The organism is Variovorax durovernensis (assembly GCF_977011995.1).
Genome location: NZ_CDRNCW010000003.1, coordinates 88,313 through 104,978, shown reverse-complemented (window position 1 = coordinate 104,978; position 16,666 = coordinate 88,313). Strand labels below are relative to the sequence as shown.

The following is a 16,666-nucleotide window of genomic DNA, read 5'->3' as shown; positions in this document are numbered from 1 at the left end:
GCCTTTCGGGACCCCGACATCTCTAGTTCAGCCCGCGACTGCGAGGCTCGAATGCGCTTCGTGCGCCACGCCTGCAGCCGTCGCGGGCAGCACGCTGTGGGCCAGCATGAGCAGGCGGGGCGGGAGTTGCGAGGACGCGGCGAGCCGGTCCCCCAGGGTTCGTGCCGCGCGGCTCACCGCCGCTCGGTAGGTTCCCCAGTTCGTCGCAGACAGCGCGAGCAGGTCGATTGCAGAAATGGACGCGCCCGCAGGCACGAAGAGCTCGAAACGCTCCAGGGTGTGACGCTCCAGCTGGGGGCACCGTGACATCCGCTCGTAAACCAGCTCGGCATCCTCGCTGACGCGAAACCAGCAGGCAGCGCCTTGTGCCGGACCCGCCTCGCCGCGCGGATTGACCGCAATGCAGTGCACCCGCTCCATGGGCCGACGCGGGCGCCGGAAGGCAATCCCCTGCGTAGGGCTTTGCGCTGCGCGACGCAACGACTTTACTTCACTCGATTTCATTCTCGTATTGTCTCCGTTTTCTTTAAGCAACGTAGACGACTGCTAGAACGGTGCAATATTATTTCGACGACTTTCACAATCCAATGACAATGTAATTGCACAAGATGGCGTCGCACAGCACGCCGCCCCTATCGACCTCGAGCTCCACGGTGACCCTCTTCAACATCTACATTGGCCTGGACCTGGCCTGCGCAGTGATGAGCATGCTGGGGAGCTACTTCGTCTCTCGCTACGACCGCTGGTCCTACGTCGGCTGGATCTGCTGGATCGTGGCCAACATCGCCTGGATCGTGTGGGGCTTCTCCCCACAAGGCGGCCCTGTCGTAGGTGTGATCCTCATGAACGTCTTCTTCCTTGCGACCTCAGTGCGAGGCCTTCGCACCTGCCGAAGTGCCATGCGCATGACGCCGGATCCCGCCACTGACGCGTAGGTCCTTAGCGCGTCCCGCAACCTCCCTTTCGTCAAACACAAGCCATGGCCCCCTTTCAACTAGACCTTGCCCAGATCACCTCCACCAAGCTGGAATCCCTGCGCGAGGCTTTCGAAGCGACGCTGTCCAACTCCCTGCGCGACGAGCCCGGCCTGGGGGCGGCGCCGCTCGATCTGATCCTGGAGCGCACGCCCGAAGGCCCATACGTCCACCCAGCAATCGACGGCGCCTGGAACGGCTTCCAGTGGGGTGGCGATCACGTACGCGCCTTGGTGCGCCGCACGCTGGACCGCCTGGATTCGGCCCAGCAAGGTGACGTCCAGCGCGACGCCACCGGTGCACGGGACCCAGCACGCCCCAACGCCGCCGTGGTGAACGCCTCATTCGACCCGACCCGCGAGAACGAGAAAATCGATTGGTCACTGCCCTTGTATGACAGCGATGGCTTCCAACACGCTCTGGTTGGGCTCGGTGGCGTACAGGCAGTCACGAGGCACGCCTTCGTCTTCGTCGTGTGGGATCGTCGCAGCCTGAAGCTCGTGAACGATCCTGGGCTGGCCGGTGAGCCGCCGCTTTCGCTGGGCAACACGCCAATGACGGACGAGGAACGCAGCCGCCGGCGCGCGCTCGCGCTGAACGCCCTTCGCCAACGCCACGAGCTGGAAGAGGCGCCGGAAGCCGACGCACCCCGAGGCTGAACATGGTCGACCTCGACGTATCGGTCATCGTCCTGTTCGTGGCCGCCGTGGTCTGCGGTGTGCTCGGCGCCTTCGTGGCATCCGTCTGGATCGTCCACTCTCTGCGCACGGGCCACCTGGCGGTCAAGGCGGTCGAGCTGCCCCGCCAGGTCGTGGAGATCGACAAATTGAAGGTGGCCCTGTCGTTCAGCGACCAGGACGGCACCATCTTCATGCACGCGGCGCACGAGGTCACCTCCAAGGGGACTGCCGCCGCACTGGTCCAGCACTGGCTGGACGAAAACGGCCTGGTGCTGAACTTCAAGTCCATGAGCAATCCGGGCGGCCAACCCGTCAAGCAGGTGGCTCCCCGTCCATGAGCTCGAACGCCGCGCGCAAGCCCGTGTTCGAGCGCTGGAGCGTCGAGCGCTACCGCAACGAGGTCGGACTGCCGCCCCGCGGCTCCCTGCCCGGCAGCTCCGCCTCTCGCCTCGGTCCACCCGCCCGCGAGCGCCCCCGCGTTCGGGGCGGCCCTGTTGCCGCGCCCGCCGCAGCCACACCGCGTTTGCCCAATCGCGCTCCCGGATTCCTGGCCGACGGCTCGCCGTCGGAGGACTCCATCCACCGTGACTGCGCCAGCTGGGTCTTCGAAAATGAAGAGGCCTACCCCGTGCTGGTCTGGCTGATGCACGTGCCCAACGGCGGCCTGCGCAGCCCCGGCGAGGCCGGAAAGATGAAGGCGCTGGGCGTGCGCAAGGGCGTCGCGGACTGGATCCTTCCCTTCCCGAGCCCCAGCGGACGCTACAAGGGCCTGGCCATCGAGCTGAAGTCGCTGAAGGGGACCGTGAGCGACGAGCAGGAAGATTTCATCCACGAGGCATCCGAGAACGGATGGCTTACCGCGGTCGCTCGCTCGAGCGCCGCTTTCATCGAGACGGTAGAAAAATGGCTACTGGAATGATTGGCGAGACCACACGCGGGCGCATCGCCGACGCGCTCAACGAGAAGGCCGAAACGGTCTGGCGGGTGATGAACCACAACGCGACCGAGTGCGCGAGGGAATTCAATCGCCAGAACTCCAGGAATCCCGAGCAGGAATGCCGCTCGTGGGTCTCCGAGCGCAACAAACTGCATCCCGAGTTCGTTGCTGGCCGCGGCTACCGCGCCGTCCCATATGCGGTCTGGCCGAACTACCTTGGCCTCACCGCCGCCGGCGCGCGCTTCATCAACTGGGGCTTGAAGCACCTGGACGAGTCCGGCCGCGCCAACTTGGACACGCGCATGCATGGCGGCGAGACGGCGCCGCTCGCCCTGGCCGCGATCCTGTTCCCCGAGCCGGCATGAGCCACGGGCCAAACTGAGACCCTTCCCTTTCGAACCCAAACCCCGCACCACGATGACCGCGACATCAACCACGCCCGCCGGTAACTGAAGCCTGAGGGCTGCTTCTGCTACGGCCGTATTGCCGCAAACGCCTCCGGGGTCCGCCCGGCACGCGGCGCGCCCTCGGAGTCCAGGTCCGGACTGCCCGCGGCCTCCGCGGCGGCAGTCACTTCGCGGGCGACGCAGGCGCGCTCAAAAAGCAGCGTGAGCCAGCTTTCGCCAAAGCCCTTGTACAAGGGCAGCTCCCGCACCCGAGGATGGGCCAGCAGCAGGGTGGCGAACTCCCGCGGGCTGCGCTCGAGCAGCGGGCGGATCGTCGACTGCTGCGCCAGCGCCTCCCCTTCCGCGCACACAGTCCCTGTTTGCAGGTCCGTGCGCAGCGTGAGCGCGAGCAGGTACATGAACTCAGGGGACGGCTTGCCGGGATTCGTCTCGAAATCGAACGACAGGTAGGCCAGGTTCCAAGCCTGCAGATCGCTCCTCAGCAAGCTCAGCGCCGCAGGGCCATTGTGTTCGCCGTCGACCAGCTGGCCATAGGCATTGATGGGCTTATCGGAGTATCTCAAGGGCTTCCTCAGGCAAGAGGAGCCGACTGTATCAAAGGCCACCGGCGGAACGTTCCGGCGTCGGTGTTCCATCCGCACCACGGAAACCGGTAAATCGCATCGGCAGCCTTCCGCCTCAGAACGTGAACCAAGTCACACCTAGTGAATTTCCTTCGCTACCATGTTCTTCTACAGCGAAATAGGTGCGCAAAAGCCCCCTTCAAACGCCCCAGCACACATGAGCACCCCTACCCTCGACCTCTTCGATCAGCCCAGCCCCGAACCCCAACGCGACCAGCCCTCGCCGGCTCAGTCCGTGCCCCAATCTCTGGCGACAGTCACTGCAGCCGGACTGCCGACCGAATGGGGCTTCAAGGCCATCGAAGCGGTATTTGACGGGCGCAAGGAGCGAATCAAGAAACTTGAACCCACGGCGCGCGCGGAGCTCATCAAGGCGCTGTGGATCTACGCAGTCGCACGCCACGAGGCACTCCTTGCACGCCGCGGTGCGGCAGCAGCACAGCAAGCTCTGCTCGGGCACCGAAATGCGACGGACGAACTCGCGCTTGCGCTCAAGCTCATCGACAGCCACTGCATCATCCCGAGCGACATCCCGCCAGCGCGCGAATACGCACCAGCGGACCTGCGCAGCATCGCCGGCGAATCGCCCTTCCCCATCCCGCCAGACAAGCCGGGCCTCTACTGAAACCGTGCCGCCTGGAAGCCATCCCACGCCATGACACCCCTCACGCCCGAAGATCTGTGCCAGCTGCGCCGGGACCTCGCCGAGATCACCCGCAGCACGCCCCGTCTGCGCAAGGTGGCACTCAATCCGCACGGGCGCGACTTCGTGATCGGCGACGTGCACGGCGCCTTCGACCAGGTGCTCCAGGGAATGAAGGCGGTAGGGTTCAATCGCTTGGCGGACCGACTCTTCAGCGTAGGCGACCTGATCGACCGCGGGGCGGGCTCGTCACGCGCTGGCGCCTTCCTGGACCAGCCCTACGTCCACGCGATCCCAGGCAACCACGAGGCCGATCTGGTCGATCTGTACCTCACCCAGGACGACCCATGCGGCGTGCTCGCGGCGGTCGCCTCCATCAACTTCAATGGCATGGGCTGGTTGTCAACGACGACGCCCGACGAGCGGATTGCACTAGTCAAAAGGTTTGCATCGCTACCCATCGCCATGGAAGTCCAGACCGCGCGCGGCACCGTGGGCCTGGTCCATGGCGAGGTGCCTCGCGGCATGGACTGGCCGAGCTTCACCTCGGCGATCGAGGCGGGCGACAAACACACCATCGCATCCTGCCTGCAGGGACGCACCCGCCTGCGATCGCAGGACGCGACGGGCGTGCCCGGCATCGGCCGGATCTTTGCTGGCCACACCCCGCAGTTCGATGGCGCAACGCGTCTCGGGAACTGCTACGCGATCGACACCGGTGCCGTGTTCGCCGAGCTGAGCACCGAACCGAACGCCGCTCTGACGTTCGCGGATATGGCGTTCAAGACTGGCGCCCTGTTCACGCCCCGGCCCGCCGGCGACGCACGGGTGCTGGACGACACGACCGACGAGCCCTTCGGGAACTACGCGGGCCCGCTGCCCTGACGCGCGGACCGGGGCGACGCCGCTCCAAGGTCGCTCCGCGTTGCAAAGAATTTTCTTTGGGCAACCTAGACGGTCTTTGCTTCGCATTGATACTCTTAAGCGTCTCAAATTACTTTCTTTCGCAGGACACCTCTTTATGAAAACCAAGCAGATTCCCGGCGCAATCGCGATTGCCATCGCAGCTCTTGTTCTGTCGGCTTGCGGCGGTGGTGGCGGAGGCGGAGGCGGTGGTGGCGGGATTCCGATCCTGCCGGGAGCCACGCCCGATACGCCGACCACCCCTCCCGCGCCACCGCCAGTCACGCCTCCCGCACCAGCCCCAACGCCAATGCCTGGCGCGGAGAACGACCCTGCTGCCGGTGAAACCGCGTCGACCATCGTCACTTCGGTGCCGGCGTCCACCTACCCTGCTGGATCCGAAGAGCTGGCCGCCTACACGAGCCTCAACAATGAGCGCCGTCGCTGCGGTTTCGGCCTCCTGGCGCAAAATGCACACTTGGACATCGCGGCCGACGGCCACGCGAACTACCTTCTGGTGAACAACATGGCCGGCCACTTCCAGGACGCCGCGAAGCCCGCCTTCACGGGCAACGGACCTGGCGACCGCGCTTCGGCTGCAGGCTACCTGTGGAAGCTGATCCTGGACGACAACTCCGACGTCACCGGCGCCGGCGCCAACCTGCTTCCGGGTGCTGGTCGCGAATCGGTGCGCAGCCTCCTGAGCGCGCCCTACCACGCACTCAGCCTGCTGGCACCCGAGCTGGACATCGGCGTCTCCATCAAGAGCAGCGACGCCGTCGGCACCACCGGCAATTTCGGTCCTCGGACGATCTCGCAGTTCAACATTGGGCTGGCCCGCGACGCCTACGCACAAAAGCCCGACGGCGCTGCTGTTCTGACCTTCCCCTGCGAAGGAACGACTGGCACGGCCTACGAGCTGCGCAACGAAACGCCCAACCCGGTGCCCGGACGCGACCTGAATGCAAACCCCGTGGGCCAGCCAGTGATCGTTTCGGTACGTGTGGGCCAGATGCTGGCGATTAACAGCGCCACGATGCTGAAGAAGTCCGATGGCACTGCGGTCACTCTGCGCGCGCCGATCCTGAAGGCCAATGACCCGAACGGCATCGTCGATCCGGGCCGTGCGATCCTCCTGCCGGACGCGCCGCTTTCGCCGAACTCGGAGTACATCGTGACGATCGTTGGCACCAACACCACCATGGCCGACTACAACAACGGCAACCCGATCAGCACCGGCAAGAACCCGGCGATCACGACGAACGCACAGGGCAACTTCCGCACCAGCTTCACGTTCAAGACGGGCAGCTGATCCGCGCGCAAGTGCGCTGAAAAAAGAGGGCGGGCCTTGCGGGGCCCGCCCTTTTTTGTTGCCCGCGGTGCGCCGGGACCTATGCACCGGTCCTCCAGCCACCAGCAAGCTCGGCCCAGAATGAAAAAGGCGCCCGAAGGCGCCTTTCTCATCCTGGCATCACCGGGCCGAAGTCAGGGGGCCGGCCACGTGCTGTCGTTCACGATCGTGCAATACACGGGATTCGCACCCGTTGCCATGCACGCAGAAATCGCTGCCGCCCGCGTGTAGGACCAGTTGTACCAGGCGGTGTACTCGACACGGTTGCGTGCCGCATTGGCCTGCGCTTGCGCGTCGCTCGCCACAGCCTGTGCGTAGTTGGCCGTGTTGCGCGCAGCGCCGGCGACTTCAACCCCATAGTTGGCAGTGTTCTGGGCGTTGTATGCCGTGTACTGCGCGTTGTTTGCGATCTGGTTCACCGAGGAGATCGCCTGGGCAATCGGCGCACCAGCGACCTGCTGGCCCCCTGTCGAGTTCGCGACCTGGAACTGGGCGCTGGCGGAAAGCCCGGCCAGCGCGAGGCCCGCAGCGACCGCAGCACGAGAGAAAAGCTTCATTTTTGACATTCCAGGATTCCTTCCTTGTGTATCAGTGGCCACGCTTGGCTGGACAATCGCTCAGACTAGCTGTTTCCGTGCAGCTATTGTCTTACAGATTTTAAATTTCCTATCACACTTTCTCACGGAAAGTAGCAATACAGGGTCGCGATCGCGCTTGAGCCATTCGGCATAGGCGTTCCTGAGCCGGTGAGCAAGCGCGTCGTCCACGCACCTCCGTTGTCGATGGCGAATCGCGCCAGGCCGCCGTCGGTGGTGGTCTCCGACTTGGGAATCATCTGGATGATCGGCATCGCACCCGGGTTGCCCGCGTTGCTGCAGGCAGGCTTCGGCACCGAGGTGCCATCCGTGACCTCCACCGATCGCACGAAGACCAGATTCGTGGTCACGTCCTCCATGCGCTTCCACACCAGGACACCAGGTGCCTGCGGATTTGCGCGGCACAGCATCGCCTTCTTCACGCCGGCCGTCGCGGCGGAGTATCCAACCTGGCCAAGCGCGGTGCAGGCCGTGTTGTCGGCAGCGATCGGCAAGAACTGGCGCATGGGCGTCCAGACGCCACCAGTGCAGTAGAGCTGCAGGCCATCCTGATCCGTGGCGCCCTGGCCTTCAAGCGTGCAGGGACCACCGGCGACCGCCGTCGTGGTCAGCGGGGTCCAGCGACCGCTCGAGCAGACAACGAGCGAACCCGAGGCCTCGCTCGCACTCAGGCCGATCGCCCCCGCCTCGATGCAGCTGGAGCCCTTCATGAAGGCGCCCGTAGGGATGATCCGCTGGCCTGCCATGCGCCCTGAGGTCACCACCGCGGCCTCGCCACCGCTGTTGGAGGTCATGGCCACGTAGTTGCCATTCGACCCCGTGAAGCCTGCGCCCTGGTCGGTGGTCAAGATGTTGCCACTGGCCACCATGTCCTGCGTGCTAACGCCGCGCAGGCCAGCTGGCACCGCTGTAGGGCTCGCGCCAGCGAAGGCGCCATTGCCTGTCACGCTCACCGTGCCAGCAGCGGCCACGTCGCCCGTCAGGGTCGACGTGCCCGTGATGGCCAAGTTCCCCTGCGCGCTCAGGTTGCCCTGAAGGTCTGGATCGCGCGTGTCACGGATCCGAACGAATTTTTGAAACAGCTCGTTGTTCAACGAGGTGCTGCTACCGCACACCGTGCCGGCAATGGGGCCATTCGGGTTGGCCATGTTCAGAATAGGACCCTTGATCGCCGCCGGCGCGGTGTAGGTCGATAGACCGCCTGTGCCGTTCTGCTGGTCGACGATCACCTGCGCCAGGTCGTAGCGCACATTGGCGCTGCCCAGCGTCACACCGGTGGTCGTGCACACCGTGGCCACGATGTTGCAGCTGATGCCGGGGCAGGCCGTCTTGATGACGTCGATGCGCAGATCCTGACGTGTGGGGAGCGTCCCCGGCGCTGTCGGGAATCCACTGGGAAGCAGCCGCTCGGCCACCAGCTCGGCAACAGTCGGCCGAAGGTCATTCGCCGTCGTGGTCACATCCGTGCCCGTCGACAGCTCGTCGAAATTCACGAGCACGTGCTGCTCGGCCGCCGCAGACACCTGCTTGATGAAGGTCCCTGCCGCCTTCGCGATCTGGTCCTCCGACGCTCGCGCGATTTCCGACTGCGCATAGATCGCGAGCAGCGCAGCAATACTGACGGCGACGATCAGCTCGACCAGCGTGAAACCCCTCTGGGAGCGGCGGCCGCGATGCGGCAACTGGCGAAGGCGATGAGTCATGGGCGTAGAGAAGGTGAAGAGCGAGAGAGACCTGCCGACCCCCTTCGGGGCCGGCCCGTGCTGAGTTCCGATCAGCGGAAGGTGAAGACGAAGGCGTTCGTGTCGCCGGCGGTGCAGGCGTTCTGCGCGGTGCCACCGTTGTAAGTCCCACCCACAGCCTTCGCCACCACACCATTGACAGTGATCAGCTCAGCCGAACGAGACAGTTGCGCAGCCAGGCCAGGGCAGGCGGCTTCGTTCACGGTTGGCAGCGTCACGGTGAACGAGTCGCCTGCGGCGGTGATCGTCGACGAGGCCACGGCGATCTGGGAATTCGTTGCGCCCAGGTCGTGCTGGATGGTGGCAGCGGCACCAGTCGCTGCACTGACGGTCAGTGCCGACGTGCGGCCGCGCGCCGTGTTCGCGAAGACCGCGGTTGCGGCCGCACCAGTGCCCAGGTTCACGTATGGAGTGTTGCCCTGGCCGGAGAAGTTGCCCCGCAGCGATGCCACTGCCTTGTTCACGTCGCTCGCGGTGGGCTCCACCTTGCCGCTGACCAGCATGCCGCGAACGGCAGGCAGGCTGAAGATCGCCAGAAGTGCGATGAGGGCGATGACGATGATCAGTTCGACGAGCGTGAAGCCGCGGGTGGTCTTCATCTTGGAAGCAGCGGAGATGTTGCGGAAGTTCATGTGTTGGTCCTGAGAGTAGTTGAGTGTTTTGAAAGGAGGGTTGAAGTGACCGGGTGAAAACTGATGGGCGAAGGAGGAGTTCTTTTTCGTCGGTGTGCTCCCTGCATCAACGCGAGCTGTAGAAGTTGGTCATGGTGTTCTTCATCTCGTAGATCACGCCGGCCTGATAGGCCATCACGCAGAGCACGCAGGCCACGCCGGCGAGCAACATCGCCCAGCGGTAAATCGTGAGCCGCTTGAGCAGGCGCTTCAGCATGGATTCCTCGACGTGCTGCCCGGTTGCCTCGAACCCTTCCGCGAAGCCGCGAGCCCCTTGCATGTCCTCCAGGAACCAGTACATCTCCTGGGACAGCAGCTTCGTGTTGAACGCCTCCGAGCCGAGCGCACCAGTGCGGGCCACACCCTCTGCGACTTCCTCGACACGCCAGCGCAACCATGGCGAGCGCACAGATTGCGCAAAAGTGGCCAGCGCAGCGCTGAGCGTGAACATCGTGTTCCCACGCTTGCGTGTGAGCGTCGACATCGTGGCCAGGAACAGCGCGCCGCGGACGTCCCGCGCCACGCGGTACAGCACCACATGCTCATCAAGCCACTCACGAAGCGGCCCGATCAAGTTATCGACGCTCCAGTAGATGGCGAACAGCACAACGCCGACTACGAGCACAACGTACAGGCCATAGTCCCGCACGTTCGCGCCCCACCTGTTGAAGGTGGTGCCCCTGGGGCCCCACTCTTCGAGAGGGATGAACGAATAGATCTCCTGCAACTTCGCGGCGGCGATCATCGGGAAGACCGTCAGCATCACGAGGCCCAGAAGGAGACCAAACGCACCGGCCGCCAGCGAGGAAATCACGGCGCCGCGCAACTGGTCCGTCAGCCTTGCCACTCGGGCTACGTCACGAAGTGCCGCCAGCAACGCGCCAGCGCCAGCTTCCTGTGCCACTTCGATGATCGCGAGCTCGCTGTCGGGCAAGGTGCCATCCCACGCGGCCGCAAGGTTCGCACCATTGGTCTCGTAGGCCTCGGCCCAGTATTGCGACAGCTTGGCGCGCGGGGACTTTCCGTAGCGCTGCGCATCTTTCTCGAAGAGGGAGAGCATCTTGATGTCGCCCTTCCCGCCTTCCATCTTGTCCGCGATGTAGCTGTAATAGTCCGCCCGCTGGCTTCGGAACTTGGCCGCAGCCTGGCGGATTGCGAACGGAACGTTGGTCTTGGATTTGCCCATTGGATATCTGCCTGCCCGGGTTAGTGCGTGGTTCCGGCCGCGCCGACCGCGGAGGCGCCGTTCGACGACACAGTCGCCAGCGGCTTGGCGCTCGCGGCGACGGCCGCGAAGCCATCGGGCACCATCACCTGGTTGGTGTTGCGGCGAGCGGCGACAGCTCGTTCCTGCTCACGCTTGAACTCCACCGTCTCGAAGCTCATGAAGCGCGGCTCGATTTCGCGCGGGTCGATCAGCCCAACCTGCTTGTCGCCCACGGTCGTGCCGCGGATCGCTTTGTAGATCGCGCACTCCATCGTGTCCTTGCCGATGAGGTTGTCGTCGTCAAAGCGCGGGCTCGCCATCGAACGCCAATACTTGTACAGCTTGAGCGCGCCATCGTCGGCCGCCATGTACTCGAGCATTTGTTCATCTGGCTCGATCATTTCGCTGACGACTGTGCGGCCTGTAAAGCCGTTCAGCTCGGGAAGCCCTGGCTTTTGGCAATGCGAACACCCATGGTGACTGCGAAGGCGATACACCCCTCGGTCCGCACCATAGAGGCGTTCGATGCGTTCGAAGTAGCGGTTGTGCTTTTCGAGCTCGTCGCCGTGCAGCGAGAAGTTCTTTGCATAGTCCGCGGGCGACAAGGCGCAGTGTGGGCAATTTGTAGGCAGAAGCGCCTGGTACATCAGCAGTTTCAGGATGCCGGGCGTCGCCAGCACGTCGCGGTTGATCGCGATTGCGGGCGAGGCGAACCGATCCACGATACCGAGCCCGGAGCGGGCGTGGGTTGTGGTGTACACGCTGTGGCCCGACTCCACCACCTGACGCGCGACCAGACCCGTCTCACGGTCGCGAATCTCACCCAAGTAGAAAACGTCCAGCGCCGAACGGTAGAGCGCCCGGGTTCCAGCCACAAAGGCGCTGTCATCGCCGGCCTTGGCCAGATCGCGTGTGATCGTCTTTTGGTAACCGCGCTTGAGCTCCAACTCCACCGGGTCTTCGAAGGACTGGATCTTGATGTCCGACGGCAGCATGTCGATCAACTGCACGAGCGACGTCGACTTGCCGGAGCCCACAACACCGGCCAATACCACCATGCCGCCTTCCGAATGAATGACGCGCGTCATGATGTTCATCTGGCTACGCAGGTAGCCGGCAGCTTCGGGCGAACGCACCGTCGCCGACTCACCCAGCCGCTGAATCCGGGTGGTCACCACCGCGCCCTTGTCGATGGCCATGCTGCTCCAGCGCAAGCGTACGCGTGCACCGTCGGGAATATCCTTGCTGCGCGGAAGGTGCAGCATGACCAGGGCCTGCTGTTCGATTCGCATGTCGAACGAAGGGCCGTTACCTCCTCCAGACATCTGCCAGGCGATCCCGAGCATCGCGGTCAAAGTGTCAGTGGGAAGAAGCCACCGATCCGGCCGGATGTAGCGCCCACCGATCTTGAAGCAGATCTGGCTCTTGTCGGCCTCGCGATTGACGGCGAAGTCGATGTCGTCGGCCTTGTTCGCGTAGGCCCACGAAACCACGTCTGTGAACGCGTTCATGAGCGCGTTCCTCGCCGGGTCCCGGGCCACCCCGCGCTTGAACTGCAGGCTCGAGTACGTGACGTCGCCCTGTGAGAGCGCCATGACGACGCTTGTGCTGGCGAAATGTCCCTGGATTTGCGATTCAACTGGCGTGTAGCCCTTCTTCCGCAACTGCACCAGAACTGCTTCGATCTCTTCCCGCTTGGCTTTTTCTTTGTTCACGAACAGCACAACGTGCTTTTCGGTTGCATTGACCCTCGCGATGGCGACCGACGAGAACAGGTGCGGCGCAAGGTTCATGTCCTCGTTAATCACCTTGTCGAACACGATCTCGGCTAGGTCATCCGTTGTCGTGATTTCCGCACGGGAGAATCGAAGGCCGCCCCAGGTGCTGTGGAGGGCCTGCTCGCTCGACGGGCCGTTCGCGGCATTTACGGAGCCAGAAGCCCCCCCCTGCGCACGGCGCGCGGGAGCGCCAGCGGCGGCAGCTGCGACGGGCTTGCCCACAAGAACCGTGCGCACCGAGGCGCGCGCAACTTCCTTCGGCAATGGCTTCTTCTTGCCGAACAGCTTGGCGATCAAGTCACTGAAGAGCATCTGTGGTGATCCGATTCGCTCAGTTGGTGCCTGATGGCTGGTCCAAGCGGGCGTCGGTCACGGCTTCGGTCTGGCGCGGGATCAGTGGCGCAGCCGGTGCCGACTGCAACATCGGCTGGCCCGGGCGCTGCTGGAATGCCGCGGGAGGCTGGCCCACCGAACTGAAAGGCATTGGCACCGCAGGAGAGGGCATGGCTGCGGCAGCGCGCGCGCTCTTCATCGTTTCCACCATTTGCTGGACGCCCGGCAATCCGGTCCACTCGCCGGTCGGGCAGAGCAACGACGCGCCGCCCTTTTTCCCAGCGGACCCGAGCTTCACAGTGCGGTCCTGAATCGAGCGCACCACACAGGCCCCGACCTTCGTTCCGGCACGCACGTTCTCGTACAGATCGGTGTCCAGGGTGAAGTTGGCCCGAAGGTTCTCACCCACGCCATAGATCGAGAGCACCGTCATGCGGGGAGCGACCGGACCGCTCGCCTTCGTTGCCTTCGCGGAAGGCGGCGTAGCCAAGCCGGCTGCGACGGCCTGCTCTTCCGCGCGAGCCAACGCAAGACGGTTCTCGGTCTTCACGAGCGAGTCAACCGTCACCACGCTGTCGGCCATCGCAGCGGACTGGGGAGCTCGGTCCAGCGCCAGGGATCCGCCCGCGGGCTCGGCAGCCAACGTCGAGTGGGCAAGTCCCAGGCCCGCGAGAACGGCGAAAACGGACGCTTTGTAGTAATGGGAACGCAGGATGTGCATGATCGATTTCAGGTTGGGTGGTAGTTCGGCGACCTTGCTCACGGCTTGGCGTAGATTTGTCCCTTGACCTCCGCTACCAGGGCGGACGTCTTCAAGGCCGCCTTGGCGTTCTCGTTGGTCTGGACCGCGATGGAGATCTGCTGCCAGTCGGCCTCGATGCCCGCGTCGATCAGGGCGTCCACGCTGCGCAGCGGCGCCTTCAGCGAGAACGACGCTGCACGCACCACGGGGGCGGAGGCAACTGGAGGCACGGCAGTGCCGTCGGCCTTGCGCGGCGGAGTGATGTCCACCGGAGCGAAAACCAGTTCCCCGACCTGCGAGAAGGCGGGCTGCAGCCGCTGGAGTCGGCTGACCGTCTCCACCTGGTGGTAGTCGATCGCGCGAAGTTTGTCGAAGTTGAAGCCCTGGCTGGCCTGTGTGACGCTCCAGTTCCCGATGATCGTGTCCAGGCCCCGGTACTGAACCGACCAGCCGGCGGGCACGTCGTCCTTCATGTCGCGATTGAGACGGCCGGCCTCCCCGCGCAAGTAGGTCGCGACACAACTCCAGCGCCGGTCCTGCGTGCCGGCCGCAGGGGCTGCGCCTGGTGCTGCAGCAATGGGTTCCTGCGCGCTGCAGATTGCGCTTTGCAGCTTCCACCCCCCCCAGACCAGTGGGACCTTGCCGAGCGAGACGCGCGCGGCTGCCAGGCCTTGCGGGTCCGGCGAACGGTGGAGATCGGCCCAAGCCTTCGTAGCTCGGGCCCACGCCTGTTCGGGAGGTTCTTCGACGACGCGGTTGAGCAACAGCAGCCGCTGACGCTCCTTGTCCTTGTAGATCTCCCAGCCCTTGTTCGCACTCGCCAGGAGTGCCGCACCAACGACCACGACGATCACTGGCACGGGGATCTGCCTGCGGTTGCTTGGCAAGAGTTGCAGGACATCTTCCTCGCTGCCCACAGCCATCAGCAAATCGGCTGCATCGAGGCTGCGCGGCTCGTGGAAGCCTGGGTCTTCCAGGTTCGTGTAGACGGTGTACGCCATGCCCTCATCGACGCCGCTCTGGATCTCGCGCTGCACCTCTTCGATGAGCTCGACGTCATTGTCGGCAGCGATGATCCGGTCCGTGGCGGACGGCTGCCCCCCTCGAACAACGGCAAACCAATACTCGCCCTCGAACAGCTTGAGAGCGTAGATGGCATCGCCGCCGTGCTGGCGCGCCGCAACGCGGGAAGCGGCATAGAGCGTGACTGCCCGCGGCGCCTCGGAGCCGAGCGTGCCGAAACCGAACTGCGTGAGCGAGGTGATCAGGTGCGTTGCGCCAGCGGCGCGGGCCGCCTTGGCGGCATCGGCCTTGCTGGCATTGCGCGATGCGATCGCGCGCCATGTAACCCCGAACGCGATTGCATTCTGAGCCTGTTCGTCAGCGACCACCGACATCATTGCGCGTGCGCCGCCCTGATCGGACTTCGACTTTTTCTTGAATAGAGCCACGGGTGTTCCTGTTCCGAGCGCAGAGCGCCTTGGTGCTCGCTTAGACGCCTTCTTCAGCCACAGCAGTCACCAACAGCACCATGCGGCTCTTGCTGTTGCGCCCTTGGTCTGACCCGCCTGCCAGCAAGGGGATGCCAGAGCCAAGGCGGCGGCTAGTGACCGAATTGCTGGCCGACTCGATGCCGCCGATCACAACGGTCTGGCCGGATCGCACAGGCACTTCCTGGATCACGCCGGTGCCATCGATGGTCTTTTGCTGTACCGTGACGGCAGAGTCGCCCGAGCCCACGGTGAAGGCCTTGAGCGGCTGTGCGCTGGTGACGTCGAAGCTGATCGACAGGAAGATGGTGCCGTCGGCCTTGGCCGTCGGCACCAGCGTCACGAACGTGCCGACGGTCTCCTCCTTCTGGGACACCGTTGGCGCCTGCGCCGTGGTGCTGATGATCGAGGAGCTGACCGCAGTCGCCTGCACCTGGTCCACGTAGTTGAAGGTCGTGCGAATGGCCTGCGTGACCGGGCGTCCAGAGGTGGTCGTGAACGGGAAGGAACGATGGCTCACCACTGTGCCCACCTCGTTCAGGGCCTGGATGACCGCTGAGGAGCCCGACATCTTGCCGTTCGTGCTGCTCCAGCTCGTGTTGCCCACCTGAGAGGCAACGAGGGACGCGGGTGAACTCACCTTGATGGCGCTGTTGGCAGCCTTGTAGACCAGGTCCCAATCCATGCCGTAGTCGTTATCGTCCTTGGTCGTCACCTCGATAGACTCGATGAGAACGCGCACGCGGCGCGACATGAGCTTGTTCTGGCCCTCGACATACTTGGTGATGCGGGCCAACGCCTGCGCGGTGTCGGTCACAACCAACGTCTGGCTCTCCTGGCTGATCACGGCCTTCCCGCTCACGCTCAGGAGCGCGTCGATCGTGTCCTTCATGCCCGAGATAAGGTTCTGGTCCTTGGTGGTGAAGCCCGTCTTGCTCTGCGATTCGAAGGCATTGTTCTGACCGCCGTTGCGGCCCAGCGTCGCCGAGGTGGTCGCCACCTGCGGGATCGCGGCGAGGTTGAAGATCTTCGTCTCGACGCGATAGAACTCCGCGCCCGAAGGCACAGGTCGCCACGAGACGTCGGCCTGGCGGGCGACGTCATCGAGCAGCTGCCACAGCGGCACTCGCGAGGCCTGCAGTTGGATCCGGGCCGGGCCCTGAATCGGCGCTTCCTTCATCGCCATCTTGGCCGCAAAGGCGCTCGGGGGAAGCAGGGCGTCCGGGGTGGCCGTGATGATGAGCCCCGAGGCCTCCGCTAGCTGATTCAGGGCGGTGGTCAGATCGACAGATCCGCGCTGGAAGTTCGCCGTGACGGGCACGGACTTGCGCAGCGACGCGGGCATCTGAACCTCACGCGCGATCGGCACCGTGTTGCCCACGATGTAAGGCTTCTGGACATCCTGGGCGGCGAAGCGAACAGCTTCAGAGCTGCGGATCTGGTCCACCAAAGGCTGACGGCGTGCCGAAATCTCGGAATTCGCCGCGGCGAAGTCGGTTTGCACCGACTTCTGGTACGCGCAGCCGGCGAGTGTGGCGACGATAGCCGGGAGGAATGCGAGGCGGAAGTATTTCATGTGATCTCGGGTG

At 64.4% G+C, this 16,666-nt stretch carries 18 protein-coding genes; 8 read left to right on the top strand and 10 right to left on the bottom strand.

From position 1 onward, the window contains the following. Positions 1 to 27 precede the first annotated feature (27 nt). A complete protein-coding gene (locus ACWV14_RS37640; protein WP_454912908.1) occupies positions 28 to 420 on the bottom strand; it encodes a hypothetical protein in 393 nt (130 codons plus the stop codon). Between the two features lie 233 nt (positions 421 to 653). Here ACWV14_RS37640 and ACWV14_RS37635 point away from each other — a divergent pair, with 233 nt between their 5' ends. From ACWV14_RS37635 to ACWV14_RS37615, 5 genes are read left to right on the top strand one after another with little or no spacing between them, the layout of a single operon-like run. Continuing rightward, positions 654 to 935, top strand: coding sequence for a hypothetical protein (locus ACWV14_RS37635; RefSeq protein WP_298706176.1), 282 nt, complete (start codon positions 654 to 656; stop codon positions 933 to 935). A 44-nt stretch (positions 936 to 979) separates the two neighbouring features. After that, positions 980 to 1,633 carry a hypothetical protein gene (locus ACWV14_RS37630; protein ID WP_454912907.1) on the top strand — a complete coding sequence of 218 codons (654 nt, stop codon included), beginning with the start codon at positions 980 to 982 and terminating at the stop codon, positions 1,631 to 1,633. Positions 1,634 to 1,635: 2 nt separating this feature from the next. Continuing rightward, entirely contained in the window at positions 1,636 to 1,992 is a 357-nt protein-coding gene (locus ACWV14_RS37625; RefSeq protein WP_454912906.1) for a hypothetical protein, read from the top strand. Beyond that, positions 1,989 to 2,573 (top strand): VRR-NUC domain-containing protein, encoded by a 585-nt coding sequence (locus tag ACWV14_RS37620; RefSeq protein ID WP_454912905.1) that lies wholly within the window; start codon positions 1,989 to 1,991, stop codon positions 2,571 to 2,573. Before ACWV14_RS37625 ends, ACWV14_RS37620 begins: the two co-directional genes overlap by 4 nt. Next, positions 2,570 to 2,956, top strand: a complete 387-nt coding sequence (locus ACWV14_RS37615; protein WP_455342749.1) for a hypothetical protein — start codon at positions 2,570 to 2,572, stop codon at positions 2,954 to 2,956. The genes ACWV14_RS37620 and ACWV14_RS37615 overlap by 4 nt, the downstream gene beginning before the upstream one ends. Before the next feature lie 107 nt (positions 2,957 to 3,063). On the opposite strand, the gene ACWV14_RS37610 is transcribed toward ACWV14_RS37615, so the two are convergent. Beyond that, positions 3,064 to 3,561: a hypothetical protein gene (locus tag ACWV14_RS37610; RefSeq protein WP_454912903.1), complete on the bottom strand. Its 498-nt coding sequence runs from the start codon at positions 3,559 to 3,561 to the stop codon at positions 3,064 to 3,066. A 217-nt stretch (positions 3,562 to 3,778) separates the two neighbouring features. Between ACWV14_RS37610 and ACWV14_RS37605 the strand changes: the two genes are divergently transcribed. The 3 genes from ACWV14_RS37605 (at position 3,779) to ACWV14_RS37595 (ending at position 6,479) form a co-directional block, all read left to right on the top strand. Continuing rightward, on the top strand, positions 3,779 to 4,246 hold the full coding sequence (locus ACWV14_RS37605; RefSeq protein ID WP_298706159.1) for a hypothetical protein: 468 nt from the start codon (positions 3,779 to 3,781) through the stop codon (positions 4,244 to 4,246). Between the two features lie 30 nt (positions 4,247 to 4,276). Next, positions 4,277 to 5,149: a metallophosphoesterase gene (locus tag ACWV14_RS37600; protein WP_454912902.1), complete on the top strand. Its 873-nt coding sequence runs from the start codon at positions 4,277 to 4,279 to the stop codon at positions 5,147 to 5,149. A gap of 136 nt (positions 5,150 to 5,285) precedes the next feature. After that, entirely contained in the window at positions 5,286 to 6,479 is a 1,194-nt protein-coding gene (locus ACWV14_RS37595; protein WP_298706153.1) for a CAP domain-containing protein, read from the top strand. Between the two features lie 173 nt (positions 6,480 to 6,652). Here ACWV14_RS37595 and ACWV14_RS37590 read toward each other — a convergent pair whose 3' ends face one another. The 8 genes from ACWV14_RS37590 to ACWV14_RS37555 form a co-directional block, all read right to left on the bottom strand. After that, entirely contained in the window at positions 6,653 to 7,075 is a 423-nt protein-coding gene (locus ACWV14_RS37590; RefSeq protein ID WP_298706151.1) for a hypothetical protein, read from the bottom strand. A gap of 122 nt (positions 7,076 to 7,197) precedes the next feature. Further along, positions 7,198 to 8,817, bottom strand: a complete 1,620-nt coding sequence (locus ACWV14_RS37585; protein ID WP_298706148.1) for a type II secretion system protein — start codon at positions 8,815 to 8,817, stop codon at positions 7,198 to 7,200. A gap of 71 nt (positions 8,818 to 8,888) precedes the next feature. Next, positions 8,889 to 9,488 (bottom strand): type 4 pilus major pilin, encoded by a 600-nt coding sequence (locus ACWV14_RS37580; RefSeq protein ID WP_298706145.1) that lies wholly within the window; start codon positions 9,486 to 9,488, stop codon positions 8,889 to 8,891. A 106-nt stretch (positions 9,489 to 9,594) separates the two neighbouring features. Continuing rightward, complete coding sequence (locus ACWV14_RS37575; protein ID WP_454912901.1) at positions 9,595 to 10,713, bottom strand: hypothetical protein; 1,119 nt, start codon at positions 10,711 to 10,713, stop codon at positions 9,595 to 9,597. 20 nt (positions 10,714 to 10,733) lie between these two features. Beyond that, on the bottom strand, positions 10,734 to 12,824 hold the full coding sequence (locus ACWV14_RS37570) for an ATPase, T2SS/T4P/T4SS family (RefSeq protein WP_454912900.1): 2,091 nt from the start codon (positions 12,822 to 12,824) through the stop codon (positions 10,734 to 10,736). A 19-nt stretch (positions 12,825 to 12,843) separates the two neighbouring features. Further along, on the bottom strand, positions 12,844 to 13,608 hold the full coding sequence (locus ACWV14_RS37565; protein ID WP_454912899.1) for a hypothetical protein: 765 nt from the start codon (positions 13,606 to 13,608) through the stop codon (positions 12,844 to 12,846). Next, positions 13,605 to 15,038: a type 4b pilus protein PilO2 gene (gene pilO2, locus ACWV14_RS37560; RefSeq protein ID WP_454912898.1), complete on the bottom strand. Its 1,434-nt coding sequence runs from the start codon at positions 15,036 to 15,038 to the stop codon at positions 13,605 to 13,607. The genes ACWV14_RS37565 and pilO2 overlap by 4 nt, the downstream gene beginning before the upstream one ends. Positions 15,039 to 15,078: 40 nt before the next feature. Further along, positions 15,079 to 16,653 carry a hypothetical protein gene (locus ACWV14_RS37555; RefSeq protein ID WP_298706128.1) on the bottom strand — a complete coding sequence of 525 codons (1,575 nt, stop codon included), beginning with the start codon at positions 16,651 to 16,653 and terminating at the stop codon, positions 15,079 to 15,081. Positions 16,654 to 16,666: the final 13 nt, after the last annotated feature.